The sequence below is a fragment of the Cupriavidus pinatubonensis genome (assembly GCF_019602855.1).
Classification (GTDB): domain Bacteria; phylum Pseudomonadota; class Gammaproteobacteria; order Burkholderiales; family Burkholderiaceae; genus Cupriavidus; species Cupriavidus pinatubonensis.
Window position 1 is genome coordinate 2,173,993 of the sequence record NZ_CP080766.1, and the last position, 17,838, is coordinate 2,191,830.

At 66.3% G+C, this 17,838-nt stretch carries 18 protein-coding genes; 1 reads left to right on the forward strand and 17 read right to left on the reverse strand.

Features of this window, described 5'->3' with window-relative positions; translation table 11 throughout:
* Nucleotides 1-129 precede the first annotated feature (129 nt).
* The 17 genes from K2O51_RS09865 to K2O51_RS09945 form a co-directional block, all read right to left on the reverse strand.
* The gene (locus K2O51_RS09865) at nucleotides 130-1,020 is read right to left on the reverse strand and encodes a LysR substrate-binding domain-containing protein (protein ID WP_011300888.1); all 891 of its coding nucleotides are present in this window, start codon (nucleotides 1,018-1,020) and stop codon (nucleotides 130-132) included.
* 92 nt (nucleotides 1,021-1,112) lie between these two features.
* Nucleotides 1,113-2,330 carry a c-type cytochrome biogenesis protein CcmI gene (gene ccmI, locus K2O51_RS09870; protein ID WP_140948745.1) on the reverse strand — a complete coding sequence of 406 codons (1,218 nt, stop codon included), beginning with the start codon at nucleotides 2,328-2,330 and terminating at the stop codon, nucleotides 1,113-1,115.
* The gene (locus K2O51_RS09875; protein WP_140948744.1) at nucleotides 2,327-2,818 is read right to left on the reverse strand and encodes a cytochrome c-type biogenesis protein; all 492 of its coding nucleotides are present in this window, start codon (nucleotides 2,816-2,818) and stop codon (nucleotides 2,327-2,329) included. Before K2O51_RS09875 ends, ccmI begins: the two co-directional genes overlap by 4 nt.
* Nucleotides 2,811-3,350, reverse strand: a complete 540-nt coding sequence (locus K2O51_RS09880) for a DsbE family thiol:disulfide interchange protein (protein ID WP_011300885.1) — start codon at nucleotides 3,348-3,350, stop codon at nucleotides 2,811-2,813. The genes K2O51_RS09875 and K2O51_RS09880 overlap by 8 nt, the downstream gene beginning before the upstream one ends.
* Nucleotides 3,347-5,368 (reverse strand): heme lyase CcmF/NrfE family subunit, encoded by a 2,022-nt coding sequence (locus tag K2O51_RS09885; protein WP_220630146.1) that lies wholly within the window; start codon nucleotides 5,366-5,368, stop codon nucleotides 3,347-3,349. The genes K2O51_RS09880 and K2O51_RS09885 overlap by 4 nt, the downstream gene beginning before the upstream one ends.
* Entirely contained in the window at nucleotides 5,365-5,844 is a 480-nt protein-coding gene (gene ccmE / locus K2O51_RS09890) for a cytochrome c maturation protein CcmE (protein WP_011300883.1), read from the reverse strand. Before ccmE ends, K2O51_RS09885 begins: the two co-directional genes overlap by 4 nt.
* A complete protein-coding gene (locus K2O51_RS09895; RefSeq protein ID WP_086004457.1) occupies nucleotides 5,841-5,987 on the reverse strand; it encodes a heme exporter protein CcmD in 147 nt (48 codons plus the stop codon). The genes ccmE and K2O51_RS09895 overlap by 4 nt, the downstream gene beginning before the upstream one ends.
* Nucleotides 5,984-6,775: a heme ABC transporter permease CcmC gene (gene ccmC, locus K2O51_RS09900; protein ID WP_011300882.1), complete on the reverse strand. Its 792-nt coding sequence runs from the start codon at nucleotides 6,773-6,775 to the stop codon at nucleotides 5,984-5,986. The genes K2O51_RS09895 and ccmC overlap by 4 nt, the downstream gene beginning before the upstream one ends.
* 2 nt (nucleotides 6,776-6,777) lie before the next feature.
* A complete protein-coding gene (gene ccmB / locus K2O51_RS09905; RefSeq protein WP_220630147.1) occupies nucleotides 6,778-7,446 on the reverse strand; it encodes a heme exporter protein CcmB in 669 nt (222 codons plus the stop codon).
* A gap of 7 nt (nucleotides 7,447-7,453) precedes the next feature.
* Nucleotides 7,454-8,134 carry a cytochrome c biogenesis heme-transporting ATPase CcmA gene (ccmA, locus tag K2O51_RS09910; RefSeq protein WP_425332967.1) on the reverse strand — a complete coding sequence of 227 codons (681 nt, stop codon included), beginning with the start codon at nucleotides 8,132-8,134 and terminating at the stop codon, nucleotides 7,454-7,456.
* Nucleotides 8,135-8,137: 3 nt separating this feature from the next.
* Nucleotides 8,138-8,725, reverse strand: coding sequence for a NapC/NirT family cytochrome c (locus K2O51_RS09915; protein ID WP_011300879.1), 588 nt, complete (start codon nucleotides 8,723-8,725; stop codon nucleotides 8,138-8,140).
* 21 nt (nucleotides 8,726-8,746) lie between these two features.
* Nucleotides 8,747-9,253 (reverse strand): nitrate reductase cytochrome c-type subunit, encoded by a 507-nt coding sequence (locus K2O51_RS09920; RefSeq protein ID WP_220630148.1) that lies wholly within the window; start codon nucleotides 9,251-9,253, stop codon nucleotides 8,747-8,749.
* Nucleotides 9,254-9,284: 31 nt separating this feature from the next.
* Nucleotides 9,285-11,780 (reverse strand): periplasmic nitrate reductase subunit alpha, encoded by a 2,496-nt coding sequence (gene napA, locus K2O51_RS09925; protein ID WP_011300877.1) that lies wholly within the window; start codon nucleotides 11,778-11,780, stop codon nucleotides 9,285-9,287.
* The gene (locus K2O51_RS09930; RefSeq protein ID WP_220630149.1) at nucleotides 11,752-12,090 is read right to left on the reverse strand and encodes a chaperone NapD; all 339 of its coding nucleotides are present in this window, start codon (nucleotides 12,088-12,090) and stop codon (nucleotides 11,752-11,754) included. The genes napA and K2O51_RS09930 overlap by 29 nt, the downstream gene beginning before the upstream one ends.
* Nucleotides 12,091-12,182: 92 nt before the next feature.
* Nucleotides 12,183-12,347, reverse strand: a complete 165-nt coding sequence (gene napE / locus K2O51_RS09935; protein WP_041680544.1) for a periplasmic nitrate reductase, NapE protein — start codon at nucleotides 12,345-12,347, stop codon at nucleotides 12,183-12,185.
* Between the two features lie 228 nt (nucleotides 12,348-12,575).
* Nucleotides 12,576-13,127: a hypothetical protein gene (locus tag K2O51_RS09940; RefSeq protein ID WP_181184341.1), complete on the reverse strand. Its 552-nt coding sequence runs from the start codon at nucleotides 13,125-13,127 to the stop codon at nucleotides 12,576-12,578.
* 155 nt (nucleotides 13,128-13,282) lie between these two features.
* Nucleotides 13,283-16,024 carry a winged helix-turn-helix domain-containing protein gene (locus K2O51_RS09945; RefSeq protein WP_220630150.1) on the reverse strand — a complete coding sequence of 914 codons (2,742 nt, stop codon included), beginning with the start codon at nucleotides 16,022-16,024 and terminating at the stop codon, nucleotides 13,283-13,285.
* A gap of 255 nt (nucleotides 16,025-16,279) precedes the next feature.
* Here K2O51_RS09945 and K2O51_RS09950 point away from each other — a divergent pair, with 255 nt between their 5' ends.
* A complete protein-coding gene (locus tag K2O51_RS09950) occupies nucleotides 16,280-17,836 on the forward strand; it encodes a long-chain-fatty-acid--CoA ligase (RefSeq protein WP_140948737.1) in 1,557 nt (518 codons plus the stop codon).
* The last annotated feature ends 2 nt before the right edge of the window (nucleotides 17,837-17,838 follow it).

Here is a 17,838-nt window from a genome sequence, read left to right on the forward strand (position 1 = left end):
CGACGGCGAGCGCCCGATCAACGCGGTCCGCCTCAACTATGCCTGAGAAATTTTCAGTTATCGGCTGATCCGGCGGGCATGGGAGGTGGCTCATCAGGCGCACTGGTGCACCTGCCCGAGCCGGTACCGTCACAAGTCGTCGGCGAGCAGTTCGCGGTCGATCCAGGCAAGGAACCGCGCGACGCGGGGCAGGTCGCCGTTCTGCGCGGGATAGACGACGTGATGCGCGCCGACCTCCACTGCGTGGGTCGGGTCCAGCACGGGCACCAGCCGGCCGCTGCGCAGCAGCACCGAAGCCAGCAGCGTGCTTTCGAGGGCCACGCCAAGGCCAAGCGCCGCAGTTTCGAGCGACATGTAGGACCGGTCGAACGAGAAGTCGAAGGTCTTGCGCACATGGTTGATGCCAAACCGCGCGAACCATTGCTGCCATTGAACCAGCGGGGTTTCGGAGCAGATCAGGCGCTGCCCGAGCAGGTCTTGCGGCGTCTGGATGCCGTGCTGGCGCAGGTAATCCGCGGAGGCCAGCGGCGCGATGAATTCCTTGCGCAGCGTCTTGACCTGGAGGTCGCGCCAGTGCGCGTAGCCGTGCCGGATGTCGACATCATAGAAGCCGCTCGTGAACGATATGTCCTCATACGAGCACGACAGGTTCAGCCGGATGTCGCCGTGCTCGGCCTGGAACGACGCCAGCCGCGGCAGCAGCCACATAAGCCCGAAGCTCGGACTCGAATGCACGCGGAGGATTTCCACGTCGGGCTGGCTCGAAGCGCGTTCGGTCGCACGATTCAGGTCGGCCAGCGCGCCAGTCACCTCGCGCAGGTACTGTTCGCCCACCGGCGTCAGCACCAGTCCGCGTCCCTGTCGGAAGAACAGCGGTCGCCCGATCACCGATTCCAGGTTGCTGATCTGATGGCTTACGGCGGAGGCCGTCAGGCCCAGCTCTTCCGCCGCGCGGCTGACGCTCTTGGTTCGTGCAACGCTTTCGAAGGCGATGACGGCCTTCATCGGTGGAATGCGCATGTCTGCAGTACAGGCCCGGAAGGCGGCGATGGTTTCCTGAGGATTGCGGCATTCTACTTCCGCGGCTCGTCAGGCGGCGCGCGACGGCTGCATCAACGTGCATCGGTGCCCATGGCACCGATGACGATGCGCACATCTCCGGTACCGATCCGCACAGGACCCACCTGGCCCACGAGATCCCCCGCCTGCGGCATCGCATTGCCGCTTGCCGAAATGCGCGCCTCCACCATGACTTGTTCCTGTCCCGACAGCTTGCGCTCGGGCGTGAGCGCAAGCGAATCGTCCAGTGTGAAATGCAGCGGCAGGTTGCGAACGGTCCGGCGCAGCACGGCCAGCGGCATGCGCGAACCATCGACGGTGCGCGCATAGACAAAGACTGTTTCATCGGGACCGGGCTTGCGGCTGGCATCGGGCGCGAGTGTGACGGTTCCGCTGATGCTGCCGTGGGTGGCTACGGACGCCCTGGTGTCGCCACGCGCCGCAGCCAGGTTGGCCGCGACCCGTGCGGCGGTCTGCGAATCCGGCGGCAGCAGACGATAGAGGTGTTCCCAATAGCTGATGGCCTGAGCGGTCTCGCCGCGTTCGGCGGCTGCGCTCGCGGCCAGCGCCAGGCCCTTCGGGTCATCAGCATCGAGCGCGAGCGCGCGCTGGATCTGCTCAGTCGCCGGTCCTTCGAGCGAGCCGCCATTGAGGCTGGCGAGCACATCGGCATAGTCGGAGCGCAGTGCCGCCACGTCGGGCGCAAGGACAACCGCCTTTGCGTAAGCCGCGGCGGCATCGTCGTAGCGCTGCAGCGCAGTGTAGGAACGCGCGAGCATGGACCACCCCTCGGGATCCTCAGGCTTGTCGTGCAGGCGTGTCGCGAGCTGGTTCACCATGCCTTCGATCTGCGCGACGCTGAGTTCGTGCTGGCCGTCTTCGATGCCGTGCATGTCGCTGGCATTCCAGAGCGCGACGGGGTTGCCGAGATGCAGGTAGAGCAAGATGGCTGCGCTTGGCAGCACGGCGAGCAAGGCCGCGGCGAGCAACGTGGATGAACGCTGGCTGCGCACCGTGATGGATTGGTCACCCGTGTCGTCGAGCAGGCGGCGAGCAAGCTCGTTGCGCGCGTCCGCATGGCCTGCAGGGCTCAGCGTGCCGGCGCGCAGATCGGTGTCGAGTTCGCTGAGCTGGTCACGGTATATCTCGCGCAACGCCGGGACAGGGCGGTCCGAGACGGTTGTGCCGGAGGAATGGCGCAATAGCGGCCATAACAGACCCGCCATGGTCACGGCCATCAACGCTGCGGCAAGGAACCAGAAGGTCGTCATGGCGGCGATAACGGTGGCAACGTGTCGATCGAACGCGGGGACCGCTGCGGTGGCTGTTCATCAAGCAACTCCGCCAGCCTGCGGCGTTCGGCGTCGTCCAGGGGACCCGCGGGTGCAACGCGGCGCGCGCGGGGGCGCCACAGGGCCGCCAGCACGACGAGCAACAACAGCAGCGGGCCAAACCACAGCAGCCAGGTCAGCGGCTTCAGCGGCGGCTTGTAGAGCACGAAATCGCCGTAGCGCTGCACGAGATACTGCTTCACGGCTTCGTCGCTGGCGCCCTGCCTTAGTTGCTCGCGGATCTGCCGGCGCAGGTCGACGGCTAGCTCTGCGTTGGAGTCGGCCAGCGTCTGGTTCTGGCAGACGAGGCAGCGCAGTTGCTCGGAGAGCGCGTGGACGCGTGCGTCGAGTTCTGCGTCGGTGAGCGGTGCGGCAATGGCACGCAGCGAGAGCGCCAGCACGCAGCACGCGAGCGTCGGCCTACGCATGGCCGTCCCCCTTCTGCAGAGATTCCAGCAACGGGATCAGCTTGCGCTCCAGCACCTCCTGCGTCACCGGACCGACCTGCTTGTAGCGAATCACGCCGGCCTTGTCGATAACAAAGGTCTCCGGCACGCCATACACGCCGAAGTCGATGCCTACGCGCCCGTCGGCATCGACCAGCGACGCCGCATACGGATTGCCCATGCGCCGCAGCCAGTCGCGCGCGGCGCTGTCCTGATCCTTGTAGTTGAGCCCGTACAGCGGCACGCGCGAGCGCGCCGCGAAGTCGACGAGCACCGGATGCTCAGCGCGGCACGCTGTGCACCACGATGCCCAGACATTGAGCAACCACACCTTGCCGCGCAGATCAGCCGCGCCGAGCTTCTGGCCGTCCTCGTCAAGCACCGGCAGCACGAATGCTGGCGCGGGCTTGCCGACCAGTGGCGACGGGAGCTCGCGCGGATCGTGGCGCAAGCCCGCGGCCAGCGCCACAGCGAGCGCCAGGAACACCGCAAGCGGCAGCAGGAAGCGCGTCATGCCTGCGTCTCCTCGCTGCCAGCGAGCGCCAGTGCGGGCGCCTGAGGCTGGGGGACATTCGCTTCCGGTGCCACAGCGCTGGCAGCCTGCCGGTGCAGCCGGTAGCGCCGGTCACAGGCCGCGAGCAGCCCGCCGATCGCCATCAGCACGCACCCGCCCCAGATCCAGTCGACGAACGGCTTGACGTGGATGCGCACGGCCCAGCGGCCTTCGCCGAGCGATTCGCCGAGCGCCACGTAGAGATCGCGTGTGAAGCCGCTGTCGATGGCGGCCTCGGTGGTCGGCATGTCCTGGCTGCGGTAGATGCGGCGTTCGGGCATCAGCGTGGTGATCGTCTTGCCGTGGCGCGACACGCTGATGATGCCGCGCAGCGCTTCGTAGTTCGGGCCCGTGGCGGAACTGACGCCGCCGAAGCGGAAGTCATGATCGCCGACGGCGACGGTCTCGCCGGGCTGCATCGGCAGCTCACGCAGGCTTTCCTGGCTGCTCACGAGCGTCACGCCCGCGATGAACACGCCCACGCCAAGGTGAGCCAGCAGCATGCCGAAATAGCCGGCCGGCAGTTGCCGCAGCGCGGCCAGCCGGCGTCCGCGCTGGTTGCGCAGCCTTGCGGCCACGCTGGCGGCCGCGCTCGCAGCGCACCAGGCCGCGAGTAGCAAGCCAAGTCCGGTCAGTGCCGATGCATTGCGCAGGATCAGCAGCAGGCCGACACCAATGGCGATGCTGGCCGCGGCTGCCCAGCGCAGCCGGCGCGCCATGTCCGGCAAGTCGCCCTGCCGCCAGCGCGCGAGCGGCGCGGCGCCCATCAGCAGCACGGCGGGCGCCATCAGGGGCACGAAGACCTGCTCGAAGTAGGCCGGGCCCACCGAGATCTTGCCGAGACCGAGCACATCGACCAGCAGTGGGTAGAGCGTGCCCAGCAGCACCGTCGCCGCCGCGATGGCCAGCAGCACATTGTTGGCGAGCAGGAAAGTTTCCCGCGACAGCAGGCTGAACGCCGTGCGCCGAGCGAGTCGCGGCGCGCGCCATGCAAACAGCGCGAGCGCCAGGCCGGTCACAAGACCCAGCAGCGCGAGGATGAAGATGCCGCGCTTCGGGTCGACGGCGAACGCGTGGACCGAGGTCAGCACACCCGAGCGGACCAGGAAGGTGCCGAGCAAGCTCAGCGAGAACGTGAAGATCGCGAGCAGCGCGGTCCAGGCGCGGAACGCGCCGCGTTTCTCCGTCACCGCGAGCGAATGCATCAGCGCCGTGCCGGCGAGCCACGGCATGAACGATGCATTCTCGACCGGATCCCAGAACCACCAGCCGCCCCAGCCCAGCTCGTAGTAGGCCCATGCGCTGCCAAGCATGATGCCGAGCGTCAGGAACATCCAGGCCACCGTGGTCCACGGCCGCGCCCAGCGTGCCCACGCGGCGTCGAGGCGCCCTTCGAGCAGCGCCGCGACGGCAAAGGAAAAGGTCACGGCAAAGCCGACGTATCCCATGTAAAGCATGGGCGGATGGAACACCATGCCGGGGTCCTGCAGCAGCGGGTTAAGGTCCCGACCGGCCATTGCCGGCGGCAGCAGGCGGATGAACGGATTGGACGCGAACAGCAGGAACAGCAGCAAGCCACTGCTGATGGCGCCCATCACGCCGAGCACGCGTGCGACCACGGGCAGCGGGAGGCGGCGGCTGAACACCGAGACCGCGAGGGACCACAGCGCCAGCATCAGCGTCCACAGCAGCATCGAGCCCTCATGTCCCCCCCAGACGGCGGCCAGCCGGTAGGCGAGCGGCAGGTCGCTGTTCGAATTTGCGGCGACGTAGCGCACGCTGAAGTCATTGCCCGCGAAGGCCAGCGTCAGTGTCACGTAGGCCAGCACTATCAACGCGCACTGCACGCGCGCTGCAGGCCTGGCGACAGACATCCACGCCGCATTGGCACGCGCCGCGCCGGCCAGCGGCAGCAGAGCCTGCATCATGGCGGCCAACAGCGCCACGATCAATGCAAAGTGTCCGAGTTCCGGGATCATCGCTGCGTCTCCCGTTCGCCTTCCGCTAACTGGCTCGCCATGCGGCGGTTGACCTGTTCCGCCTGCTTCAGCGCATCGGCGGCTTCGGGCGGCATGTAGTTTTCATCGTGCTTGGCCAGTACCTCGCTGGCGACGAAGGTGCCGCTGCGGTCTAGCGTGCCACGCGCGACCACGCCCTTGCCTTCGCGGAACAGGTCCGGCAACAGGCCGCGATAGACCACCGGAACTTCGCGCGCCTTGTCGGTGACGATGAAGCGGACGGTCATGCCGTCGCCTTCACGGCGAATGGAGCCGGGCGCGACGAGACCGCCGAGCCGGAAGCTTCGCGAAGCCGGCGCCTCGTGCGCGGCAACCTGGCTCGGGCTGAAGAAGAACACGAGGTTCGAGCGAAATGCATTGAGCACGAGCGCGAGCGCGATGCCCGCGCAGGCCAGCGCGGCCAGCAGCATGCCCAGGCGGCGCTGGCGCGGCGTCATCGCGGCGTGTGCCGTGTGGCGCTGGCACGGCTACGCCGCGCCAGCAGGACAAGTTCCACGCCGATCAGCGCGAATGCCACGCCGAATGCGCCGGCAATATAGCCTGCGTGGCCGGTCAGCGAAGACAACGTGAATTCGCTCATGGTGCAGTCTTCCGAAGTTCGGCCGGCAGCGTGCCGGCTTCGCCGCGCTCGCGCAGGATGCAACGCACGCGCACCAGCGCCACGGCGATCGTGTACATCCAGCACGCGAGCGTCATCACCAGCATGCCGGCCAGCATGGTCGCGGCCATCGAAGGCGCTGCGGTCAGGCTGATCGACGCGCCCTGGTGCAGCGTGTTCCACCATTGCACGGAAAAATAGATCACCGGAACATTCGCCATGCCGACCAGCGCGAGCACGCCGCAAGCGCGCTCGGCCCGCCGGGTCTCGTCGATGGCGGCCTCCAGCGCGATGAAGCCCAGGTACAGAAACAGCAGGATCAGCTCCGACGTCAGCCGCGCATCCCAGACCCACCACGTGCCCCAGGTCGGCTTTCCCCACAGCGCGCCGGTCCACAGCGCAATCGCGGTGAACAGCGCGCCGGTCGGCGCCAGCGCCGAGGCCATCATGGACGACAGGCGCGTGCGCAGCACCAGCGCCAGCGCGCAATAGCCGGCCATGACCAAGTAGATGAACATCGACATCCATGCGGCCGGCACGTGGATGAAGATGATGCGGTAGACCTCGCCCTGCTGCGCATCGGTGGGCGCCACGACGAAGCCGATCCACAGTCCGCCCACGAGCAACAGCGCGGCGGCGGCAAAGAACCATGGTGCGAGCCTGCCCGCGAGCGGATAGAAGCGCACCGGCGCGGCGAACGCAAGCCAGCGCGATCGCCGCATGCCAGGCCGGTCGGCGACCGCGTGGGTGGGGTGCAGCGGTTGGCCCATGTCTACTCCATGGCGATGCGCAGACCCGCCGCGGTCGCGAGCGGGCACAGGAACAGCGACAGCGCCAGGCATGCGCCCAGCAGCGAGAATTGCGGCATCACATCGAGCCCGGCGTCGGCCGCGACGCCCGCGCTGGCGCCGAACACCAGCACCGGCACGCACAGCGGCAGCACCAGGACGCACAGCAGCACCGCACTGCCGCGCACGCCCAGCGTTAGCGCGGCGCCGACCGCGCCAATCAGGCTCAGCGCCGGCGTGCCGACCAGCAGCGATGCCGACAGCAGCAGCGCGGACCCGGCGGGCAGGCTGTACTGCTGCGCCAGCAACGGCGTGAGCAGCAGCAACGGCAGCCCGCTGGTCAGCCAGTGCGCGCAGATCTTCGCCAGCACCAGCAAGGCCAGCGGTTGCGGCGAAAGCAGCAGTTGGTCGAGGCTGCCATCGGCGTACTCCTGAGCGAACAGCCGCGACAGCGACAACATCGATGCGAGCAGCGCCGCCACCCACAGGATGCCCGGCGCGAGCGCGCGCAGTTGCTGCGGCTCGGGGCCGATCGCAAGCGGGAACAGGCTCGCGGCGATGACGAAGAACACCACGCTGCCGAGCAGGCTGCCGCGCCGCCGCCAGGCGAGCGACAGGTCGTGCATGACGATGGCGCCAAGGGTTGCGAGCATGGCGCGATCAGGCGGGGGGCAGCGCATGCGCGCCGCCAAGTTGCAGTACTTCCCCGCCGCCGGGCAACAGCCGGTGCGTGGCGATCACCGCCATGCCGCCGTCGCGGAGGTGCTCGTCAAGCAGGTCGTGAAAGCAGGCGGCCGATTCGTCATCGAGCGAGGTGAGCGGTTCGTCGAGCAGCCACAACGCACGCCGGACCAACGCCAGCCGCGCCAGCGCGACGCGGCGGCGCTGGCCTTGCGAAAGCGTCCGTACTGGGACATGCATGGTCTTTGCGATGCCAAGCCGCGCGAGCGCCACGCGCACGGTCTCGTTCGTCGCGTGCAGGCCAGTGAGCCGCGCAGCGTAGCGCAGGTGTTCGTCCGCAGTCAGGTCGGTATCGATGCCGTCAGCATGGCCGACGTAGGCGAGCGACTGCAGGTAGGCCGGATCGCCTGCGCGAACGCATTTGCCGAGCCAGCTCACGCTGCCGCTAGCCGGTTGCAGCAGTCCGCTCAGCACGCGCAGCAGCGACGACTTGCCGCTGCCGTTCGGGCCCACGACCTGTATCACGCCGCCTGCGCTGACGCTGAAGTCGATGCCGGTAAAGACAGGGCGCCCCCCACGAGAAAACGCAAGATCGTTGGCCCGCAGCACCGGGCCAACGGCAACGCCATTACAGGAGAGCCCGGAAGAGGGAGTCGGCACGCGCTACTGTTCCCCGGCTTTCGACACGTCGGGCAGGTGGTGGGCAATGCCCTTGTGGCAATCGATGCAGGTCTTTTCCTTGTTTTCCAGATAGGTCGAATGCATGGCCTGTGCGCGCGGGCTCTGGCGCGTGAAGTCCATCGACTGGTAGTCGTGGCAGTTGCGGCATTCAAGCGAGTCGTTGGCCTTGAAGCGTGCCCACTCGTGCTGGGCCAGCTCCAGCCGGTGCGCGAGGAACTTCTCGCGCGTATTGATCGTGCCAAAGATCTTGCCCCAGACCTCTTTCGACGCCTGCATCTTGCGCGCCATCTTGGTGGTCCAGTTGTGTGGCACATGGCAGTCCGAACACTTGGCGCGCACGCCGCTGCGGTTGGTGAAGTGGATGGTGCCCTGCAGTTCCTGGTAGACGTTGTCGCGCATCTCATGGCAACCGGTGCAGAATTGCTCGGTATTGGTCAGCTCCAGCGCGGTGTTGAACGCGCCCCAGAACATCACCCCGGCAATGAAACCGCCCAGCGTCAGGAAGCCCAGGCTGAAATAGGCGCTGGGCCGGTTGATGGTCCGCCAATAGCGCTTGATGAGATCCAGCATGGCGCGCACCTGTCTTGTTGGTTACTTGCCCGCGCTCTTGGCGCCGGGCTTGCGCTTGAGCATCGTTTCCACATCGACGAAGTTATTGCCGACCAGCGGCTTCGCGTCGGCCTGCGGTACATGGCATTGGGTGCAGAAATAGCGCCGTGGCGAGACATCGGCCAGCACATTGTTGTCGCGATCCATGTAATGCGTGATGCTGACCGGAATGGCCTGCGTCTCCTCGGTCCGCGTGCGTGCATGGCAGAACATGCAGCGGTTGAAGTCCTTGTCAAGCTGGTAGCCGTCGATCTTGTGGGGGATCGTCGGCGGCTGCATGGTGTAATTGCGCGTGCGCCGGATGTCCTTGTTCTCGGTCGGGTACAGGATCGGGGCCTTGGTCTCGTTGGCCACGGGCGTAGGACCACGCATGGCGTCGACCACGCCCTGCGCGCCGGCGGGCGCGGCCGCGAACATGGCACATGCAAATGCCGCCAGCAGCCAGGTACACAAGGCCAGCAGCGGTGCCCAGGATCGGCTCGGCTTCATGGCGTCTCCTTTTGTGGATTGGCGTGGGCGGCTACACCTTGACGATCTTCACCGCGCACTTCTTGTAGTCGGTCTGCAGCGAAATCGGACAGGTCGCGTCGAGCGTGACCTTGTTGATGAGCTGGCTTGCATCGAACCACGGCACGAAGACCAGGCCACGCGGCGGCGCGTCGCGGCCGCGTGTCTCCACGCGCGAACGCATGCGCCCGCGCCGCGACACCACTTCCACCTCGACGCCGCGCCGCAGCCCCATGGCCTTGGCGTCTTCGGGATGCATGAACACCACCGCGTTGGGGAAGGCCCGGTAGAGTTCGGGCACACGCCGCGTCATCGAGCCGGAATGCCAGTGTTCCAGCACGCGCCCGGTGGCGAGCCAGAACGGATATTCCTTGTCCGGCGATTCCGGTGGCGGCTCATACGGCAGCGCGAAGATCACGGCCTTGCCGTCGGGATTGCCGTAGAACTGGAAGCCGGTACCGGCCTTGACATAAGGATCGCTGCCTTCGCGGTAGCGCCAGCGCGTTTCCTTGCCGTTGACCACGGGCCAGCGCAGGCCGCGTTCCTCGTGGTAGCGGTCGAACGGTGCCAGGTCGTGGCCATGCCCGCGGCCGAAGCTCGCGTATTCCTCGAACAGGCCCTTCTGCACGTAGAAGCCGAAGGCCTGGGCCTCGGCATTGTGGTATTCGGTGCTGACTTCCTTGATCGGGAACTTGTCGACCTGGCCGTTGCGGTACAGCACGTCGAACAGCGTCTTGCCCTTGTATTCAGGTTTCTTTGCCACGAGTTCGGCCGGCCAGACTTCCTCGACCTTGAAGCGCTTGGAAAACTCCATGAGCTGCCACAGGTCGGAGCGCGCATCGCCCGGCGCATCGACAAGCTGGTGCCAGAACTGCGTGCGGCGTTCCGCGTTACCGTAGGCGCCTTCCTTTTCCACCCACATCGCGCTGGGCAGGATCAGGTCCGCCGACAGCGCTGTCACGGTCGGGTATGCGTCCGAAACAACGATGAAGTTGGCGGGGTTGCGGTAGCCCGGCAGGGCTTCCTCCATGATGTTGGCCGCCGCCTGCATATTGTTGTTGACCTGCACCCAGTACGCATTGAGCTTGCCGTCCCGGAGCATGCGGTTCTGCAGCACGGCGTGGTAGCCGGGCTTCTCGACGATGGTGCCTGGTGGCAGTTTCCAGATGCGCTCGGCTTCCTCGCGGTGCTTCGGATTCGTGACCACCATGTCGGCTGGGAGCCGGTGCGAGAACGTGCCGACTTCGCGCGCGGTGCCGCACGCGGACGGCTGCCCGGTCAGCGAGAACGGGCTGTTGCCCGGCGTGGCGATCTTGCCGGTCAGCAGGTGGACGTTGTAGACCATGTTGTTGACCCAGCTGCCACGCGTATGCTGGTTGAACCCCATGGTCCACAACGACATCACCTTGACGTTGGGGTCCGCGTACAGCTCGGCAAGCTGCCTGAGCTTGTCCTTCGGTACGCCGGAGAGCTTGCTGACGTAGTCGGCGTCGTACTTGGAGACGAACTTGGCGAAATCATCAAACGTGATGGGCTTCGAATCGCCCGGATTGGCCGCGTTCTTTGCGGCCTTCTGCAGCGGATGGTCAGGCCGCAAGCCGTAGCCGATTTCCGTCACGCCTTCCTTGAACACCGTGTGTTTGTTGACGAAGTCCTTGTTGACCTTGTTGTTCTGGATGATGTAGTTGGCGATGTAGTTCAGCATCGCCAGGTCGGTCTGCGGCGTGAAGATGATCGGGATATCCGCCAGGTCGAACGAGCGGTGCGTGAAAGTGGACAGCACCGCCACGCGCGTCTTCGGGTGGCTCAGGCGCCGGTCCGTGATGCGCGTCCACAGGATCGGGTGCATCTCCGCCATGTTCGAGCCCCACAGCACGAACGCGTCGGCGGCCTCGAAATCGTCATAGCAGCCCATCGGCTCGTCCATGCCGAAGGTGCGCATGAAGCCCTGCACTGCAGACGCCATGCAATGGCGTGCGTTTGGGTCGATATTGTTGGAACGGAAGCCCGCCTTGTAGAGCTTGGACGCCGCGTAGCCTTCCCAAACGGTCCACTGGCCGGAGCCGAACATGCCCACCGCGGTCGGGCCTTTCTCCTTGAGCACGCGCTTGAACTGGCGCTCCATCTCGTCGAACGCCTGGTCCCACGTGACCGGCGCGAACTCGCCGTTCTTGTCGTACTTGCCGTTCTTCATGCGCAGCAGCGGCTTGGTGAGCCGGTCCTGGCCGTACATGATCTTCGACAGGAAGTAGCCCTTGACGCAGTTCAGGCCCTTGTTGACCTCGCACTGCGGATCGCCCTGCGTGGCCACCACCTTGTTGTCTCGCACGGCCACGGTGACGCCGCAGCCCGTGCCGCAGAAGCGGCAGGGCGCCTTCGACCACTTCAGCTTCGTGACTTCGCTGTCGGTGACGAAGTTGGCGGCCTCGGTGCCAAGCGGAATGCCAGCAACCGATGCTGTCGCTGCGATGGCAGTCTGTTTAATGAAATCCCGACGAGAGACTTTCATCGTCGATCTCCTCGTTCATGGCTTCGGCGTCTTCGTTGTGCTGATAGACCAGGGTGGCCGACAGCACGCCTTCGAGCTGGTGAAGGCGGGTCAGCTGCGCGGCAATGGCGCGGGAGGAGGGGGCTTCGACGGTGACGACCAGCTTGCCGGCTTCGCTGGCAGCATGGATCTCCACGCCCGTCATGGCTTCGACGGCGGCGCGCACGCGGCTCACGCTGTCGGGATGCGCGTACACGACAATCCCGGCGATATGCCATTCCTCGCCGGCGGAGACCGGCCCGATGGGTATAAAAGATCTTGCAGCTGGCATTCGGTAACTCCAGCTAAAGGCCGTTTAATTCTGTGTTGCAGCCTTTTTATGGTCGCCTTTGTTGCACTCTCTCTGGCGAGAGGGTTGCGGACTCAATGCGTAGGAGGGCCGCTGATGAGTTGGCTCATCCAGACAATGAAGCCGTAACCGGCTACGGTGATGACCGACAGCACCGGTACCATCACCGCGGTAAGAAACAGGAAGCTGCGCAATTCTTCCTTCTTGCGCTGCGGATCTTCGATGCCGCCTTTTTCCATCATGGCTTGATGTAATGGGTGGGGCCTTTCATGCGGCAGGCTTGATATGTGTTACCCATTAAACAAAGCAGGCGCCAAGGTGTCAAGACTGCACCTGCATGCAGCCCCGCAGAATGTTGGGACACGCGCGTCAGTTCATCCGGATCGGGCCATATTCTTGCTGCGGCAGGCGCAGCCCGATGGGCTCCGCTGGCGGTGTGGCGCAAGCGTCTCGCAGACGGCTCCGCGTCAGTATACGTCGTGCATTGCGCCGCTCCGGGCCACAGCCACGGATAGTGGCTTGCCGTGTTCGGGGGGCACGGCGGGGCGCATTGCAGCAAGCGCAGCGAGGTCAAGTTCGTCGAGCCGTGCATCGCGCCAGGCGGCGCCGTCCCAGTGCTGGAAGCGCAGTTCAGCCAGCGGCACCTGCGCCAGCACGCCGACCCAGTCGGTCGGGGTGGCGCCGCGGCGCAGCCCGGCCGAAACCATGGCCATGGCTTCCGGGATGTCGATATCGGCCAGGCGCGTGACCGCGGGCCATGGCACAAGACGGTTGTCCGACGCCGGCAGGCCAAAGCGGAACACGCCGTCCTTCTCGGGGAAAGCGGTCTTGGCGGCGGGGTGGCGTTTCCAGCCGGTCCTGGCGGTCGACGGCTCCCACGTCTGCTGGCGTGAAAACCACAGCACGCCGAGCGACGCCGTGGCGTGCAGCGACCTTGCGGGAATCAGCAAGCCGGATTCCGCGATGGCTGGCAACCTCGTGCCGACCGTGTAGTGCCAGACGAAGTTGGTGGGTTTCATGATGTCCTCCTGTTCGACACCTCCAGCTTGGGCGCGAATCCTTGCCTGGACAAGCAAGTTCATGAGGCATTGTGCAATGCGGAATAGTGAGGCGGCGTCGGCGTCGCGCTGCAGGAGGGTCCGTGCGCCGATGTGCGCCGACCGGCCTTTTCGCTTCACGGGATCAGGCCGCGGGAGCGCCCGATAGCGACAGCCTCCGTGCGGTTCTGCGCGCCGAGTTTGGCGTTGATCTTGCGCAGGTGTGACTTTACCGTCAGTTCGGAGAGAAAGAGCTTCTCCGCAATCGCGCGGTTGCGCAGGCCCGCCGACAGCATCTGCAGCACTTCCAGTTCGCGCGCCGTAAGGCTGTCCGACAGGCCGGCTACCAAAGCGGGTTCCGCTTCGGTGGCGACAGGCGCGCCCGGCAGCTTCGCCAGCAGCCGCGTGACGAACTGCGGGGCAATGCCCAGGCCCGCCGCCTGCGTCTGGTATGCCGAAGCCCAACTGCGTACCAGCATGGCGATCCGCTCACCTTCGTCGAGGAACGTGCGTACAAAGCCTTCGTGGCTGGCGAGCCGCAGCGCTTCAGTGATTTCCTGCAACGCCTCGTCGCGCCGCGCGAGGCCGTCGAGCGCCGTGGCGCGCAGGATGCGTAGTTTGAGCAGGCGCCAGAAGCGCTGGTGCGCAATGGCAGCGCCGATGGCTTCGTCCAGTGCGGCGAGTGCCACCGCATGCTGTCCCTGCGCAATTTCCAGGCGGCGCCGCGTGATCGACGGACGTTCGATGTCGTTGGCGTGTCCGGCCGTATCACGGGCTTCCCAGCCGCCATACAGATCGACGGCGCGCAGCGCCTGTTCGGCGGCGTCGAGCCGGCCTTCGAGCGTGGCTACGCGGGCGCGCTCTATCCACGCCGAGCACACCGACCGTTCTGCATTGACCTGCTGACCGAGCTGTTCCAGTTCTGCCAGCACGCGCAGCCACTGCTCCTTGTCGCCGCGCAGCAGCGCCAGTCGCGCGCTCAGCACATGGCAGCCGATCACCGAGTCCGGCGGGCCGTTGGCCTTGGTGTAGGGCAGCGCGTCGGCGAGCAGCCGCGCCATTTCGTCGAGTGCATCGTTCTCGTACAGCGCCAGCGACCACGAGGTGTCGATCGCCGGCTTGTCGCCGGTGATGTCCCCGCTCGCGTCGTTCCACGTGCGCGTGGAGGCGGTGTGAAAGCGCGCCAGCGCGTTGCCAAGGCGGCCATGCACCAGATCGATGAGGCCTTCCAGGCAATCGGCGATGCTGCGCATGAATACCGAACGCTCATCGGCACCGCGCTGGATCGCGCGCGACAACACGCTGCGCGCGTCGTCGTAGCGGTGGGTGCAGATCAGGCTGTAGGCCAGCGAGTTGGCGAGGATGCAGTACTGGAACAGGTCGTCGGGCCCAAGCCGGTTGATCTGGACCATGCTGGCCTGGCGGCAGGCCTCGACCTGGTCGGTCATGACCAGCAGCACGCAGCGGATCGTTTCCGCTTCCACGGCGAGCCGCTCGCTGCCACCGCTGTCGCCAAGCGCCTGGATCGATTCGACGGCCTGCAGGGCATCGGCGTAGCGTCGGTTGAGCAGCAGCGCCCACGCACGTGCGAGCCTCAGGCGCGGATGGCGCGCCAGCGCTTCGGGGCGGATCGGGTCGAGCCAGCGCACGAGCAACCGGACGCGGCCCGCGCTCAGCAGCGCATCGGCCTGCCGCGCGATCTGGGGCAGCGCTTCGTCGTGCAAGCCGGCCTGTAGCAGGTGGTCCACCGCCGGCACCGGCCGGCTCTGCTCGAGGTACCAGCGGGCCGCGTCCCGGTGCAATTCCGTCGCGCGGCCCGGTTGCTGCAAGTCCAGCCGGTGCTGCAGGAAGCTGGCAAAGAGCTGGTGGTAGCGATACCAGGTGCGGTCGCCGTCCAGCGGGAACAGCAGCAGGTTGGCGCGCTCGAGGTAGTCGATCATTGCGCGGCTGTCTTGCCGGCCCGTGACAGCGTCGCACAGCGACGCGCTGAGTTGGCCCAGTACGCTGGTTTCGAGCAGGAACGACCGGCAGGCATCGCTCTGCTGCGCGAGGATGTCCTCGGCCAGGTATTCGGCCAGTTCAAGGTTGGTGCCCGAGAACGAGGCGACGAATGCCGCGTGGTCCGTGCGTGTCTGGAGGGACAGCGTGGCCAGGTAGATCGCGGTGGCCCAGCCTTCGGTGCAGCGGTGCAGCGTGGCAATCTCGCTGTCGCGCAGCGGCAGGTGGCAGCGCTCGCGGATCAGCGCAGTGGCTTCTTCGAGCGTGAAGCGCAACTGCGCGGGGTGGATCTCGAGCAGGTGCCCGCGCGCACGGATGCGTCCCAGCCCGATTTCGGGCGTGACGCGCGAGGCGATCACCAGCGTGCCGCACGGCGGCATGGCTTCGACGAGTTGCTGCACGAAGTTCAGCACCGATGCGCTTTGGACGGTCTCGAAGTCGTCGAGCAGGATGCTGAACGGCAACACGGCGCTGGCCACCTGTTCGATGATGCGGTGCGCGAGCCGCGGCCCGGTCGTGTCATCGGCGGGCGCGGTGCCCCGCGCGGCCTTGCGCTTGCCATGCAGAGCCTGCAGGCCGGCGTCGAGGTGGACCAGGAACCGTTCGAGGTCGTTGTCGCCGCCGTCCACGCGTAACCATGCCGTGCTGCGCTGGCGCGCCGCGCATTGGACGGCGTATTGCTGCATCAGCGTGGTCTTGCCAAAGCCGGCGGCCGCGCGAATCAGGATCAGCCGCGCCGCGCTGGCATCAAGCATGCCCTGTACGAGCTGCGGCCGCGGCAGTGTCGCCGGTCCGCTGGCTGGCGGCACCAGCTTCGACGCCACCAGCCCGCGCGAGGGCGGGCGGGCAGGCAAGGGGATGTCCTCTACTCCTTTGTGCATGGCTTATCCGACGCGTCTGACTACAGTTTTGCCTGATTTGTGATCAATTCTACGCATACTGGCCATCGGATTCAGGAAAAACGCGATTGTTCCACGCCTGCGTACGCCTGTCGTAGTTCTTTCGAACGATTCGGCGTCCGCCGGGATTTTCCTCCCTTCGACGGACGACAGCCGACAGGGCGGCTCCTAAAGTGGCCGACTACAGCGGGGCGCCACGTCCTCCCCGCCGCCCACGCACTCCGGAGACTTCGCAGTATGTACCTGACCCAAGGGCTGCATCGCTGTCTGCAGCAAACGCCTGATCGCACGGCCACTATCTTTCGTACCCGCCGCCAGACCTTTCGCCAGCTTGGCGACCGCGTCGCGCGCCTGGCCGGCGCACTGCGCCAGCTGGGCATGGCCGAAGGGCACCGCGTCAGCATGCTGGCGCTGAACTCGGACCGCTATCTCGAATACATGCTGTCGGTCTGGTGGGGCGGCGGCGTGCTCAATCCCGTCAATACCCGCTGGAGCGTGCCCGAGATCGTCTACTCGCTTGACGATTGCGACACCGGCATCCTGATCGTCGACGACCACTTCCTGCCGATGGTGCCCGGCATCGTTGCGAGCGCCAGCCGAAAGCCGGTGCTGATCCACGTCGGTGACAACTCCACGCCCGACGGCATGCTGTCGTACGAGCGGCTTGTTGCCGAAGCTACGCCGGTCGAAGACGCGCAGCGCGGCGGCGACGACCTGGCCGCCATCATGTACACAGGCGGCACCACGGGCAAGCCCAAGGGCGTGATGCAGTCGCACATGAACCTGTGGTCGTCGGCGATCTCGCGCATGGCGCAGTATCCGTGCCCCGAAGACACCATCACGCTGCATGCGTGCCCGCTGTTCCACACCGCGGCCATGGCCAAGGCGGTGACGCTGTTCGTCGCCGGTGCCACGCATGCGCTGATTCCCGCCTTCGATGCGAAGGAAGTGCTCGACACCATGGTGAGGGAACAGGTCAATGAAATCCTGCTAGTCCCGACCATGCTGCAGGCGGTGCTCTCGCATCCCGATTTCGCGAGCCATGACCTGCGCGGCCTGCAGCGCATCAACTATGGTGCCTCGCCGATCAGTGCTGGCCTGCTCGATGCTGCGCTGGCCGCGCTGCCGCAGGTGCAGTTCTTCCACGCGTACGGACTGACCGAGGCCGCTCCGGTGGTCTCCGTCAATCCGCCCGTCAATCACGGCCCGGAGGGCCGTGCCAGCGGCCTGTACCGCTCGGCTGGCCGCGCCGGGTACGGCGTCACGGTCAAGATCGTGGACGATCAGGGCGTCGAAGTGCCGCGCAATACCGTCGGCGAAATCATCGTGCGCGGCCCGAACGTCATGCAGGGCTACTGGAACAAGGCCGCCGAGACCGCGGCCACGCTGCGCGATGGCTGGCTGCATACCGGCGACGGCGCATACATGGATGAAAACGGCTACCTGTTCATCGTCGACCGACTCAAGGACATGATCGTGAGCGGCGGCGAAAACGTCTACTCGGCGGAAGTCGAGAACGTGCTCTCGCGCCATCCGGCGGTGGCGTCGTGCGCCGTGATCGGCGTGCCTGATGCGCGCTGGGGTGAGGCCGTGCATGCGGTGATCGTGCTCAAGCCCGGCGCGCAGGCCGACGAGGCCGGCCTGCGCGAGCACTGCCGCCAGTTTATCGCGGGCTACAAATGCCCGAAGAGCATCGAATTCCGTGCCGAGATGCCGCTGTCCGCGGCCGGCAAGATCCTCAAGCGCGATCTGCGCTCCCCGTACTGGAAAGACAGCACCCGGCAGGTCAACTGAGG

Excerpts from the sequence above, each read along its gene's own strand:
- K2O51_RS09865 (WP_011300888.1), bottom strand. The coding sequence starts at position 1,020 with ATGCGCATTCCACCGATGAAGGCCGTCATCGCCTTCGAAAGCGTTGCA.
- ccmI (WP_140948745.1), bottom strand. The coding sequence starts at position 2,330 with ATGACGACCTTCTGGTTCCTTGCCGCAGCGTTGATGGCCGTGACCATG.
- K2O51_RS09875 (WP_140948744.1), bottom strand. The coding sequence starts at position 2,818 with ATGCGTAGGCCGACGCTCGCGTGCTGCGTGCTGGCGCTCTCGCTGCGT.
- K2O51_RS09880 (WP_011300885.1), bottom strand. The coding sequence starts at position 3,350 with ATGACGCGCTTCCTGCTGCCGCTTGCGGTGTTCCTGGCGCTCGCTGTG.
- K2O51_RS09885 (WP_220630146.1), bottom strand. The coding sequence starts at position 5,368 with ATGATCCCGGAACTCGGACACTTTGCATTGATCGTGGCGCTGTTGGCC.
- ccmE (WP_011300883.1), bottom strand. The coding sequence starts at position 5,844 with ATGACGCCGCGCCAGCGCCGCCTGGGCATGCTGCTGGCCGCGCTGGCC.
- K2O51_RS09895 (WP_086004457.1), bottom strand. The coding sequence starts at position 5,987 with ATGAGCGAATTCACGTTGTCTTCGCTGACCGGCCACGCAGGCTATATT.
- ccmC (WP_011300882.1), bottom strand. The coding sequence starts at position 6,775 with ATGGGCCAACCGCTGCACCCCACCCACGCGGTCGCCGACCGGCCTGGC.
- ccmB (WP_220630147.1), bottom strand. The coding sequence starts at position 7,446 with ATGCTCGCAACCCTTGGCGCCATCGTCATGCACGACCTGTCGCTCGCC.
- K2O51_RS09915 (WP_011300879.1), bottom strand. The coding sequence starts at position 8,725 with ATGCTGGATCTCATCAAGCGCTATTGGCGGACCATCAACCGGCCCAGC.
- K2O51_RS09920 (WP_220630148.1), bottom strand. The coding sequence starts at position 9,253 with ATGAAGCCGAGCCGATCCTGGGCACCGCTGCTGGCCTTGTGTACCTGG.
- napA (WP_011300877.1), bottom strand. The coding sequence starts at position 11,780 with ATGAAAGTCTCTCGTCGGGATTTCATTAAACAGACTGCCATCGCAGCG.
- K2O51_RS09930 (WP_220630149.1), bottom strand. The coding sequence starts at position 12,090 with ATGCCAGCTGCAAGATCTTTTATACCCATCGGGCCGGTCTCCGCCGGC.
- napE (WP_041680544.1), bottom strand. The coding sequence starts at position 12,347 with ATGGAAAAAGGCGGCATCGAAGATCCGCAGCGCAAGAAGGAAGAATTG.
- K2O51_RS09940 (WP_181184341.1), bottom strand. The coding sequence starts at position 13,127 with ATGAAACCCACCAACTTCGTCTGGCACTACACGGTCGGCACGAGGTTG.
- K2O51_RS09945 (WP_220630150.1), bottom strand. The coding sequence starts at position 16,024 with ATGCACAAAGGAGTAGAGGACATCCCCTTGCCTGCCCGCCCGCCCTCG.
- K2O51_RS09950 (WP_140948737.1), top strand. The coding sequence starts at position 16,280 with ATGTACCTGACCCAAGGGCTGCATCGCTGTCTGCAGCAAACGCCTGAT.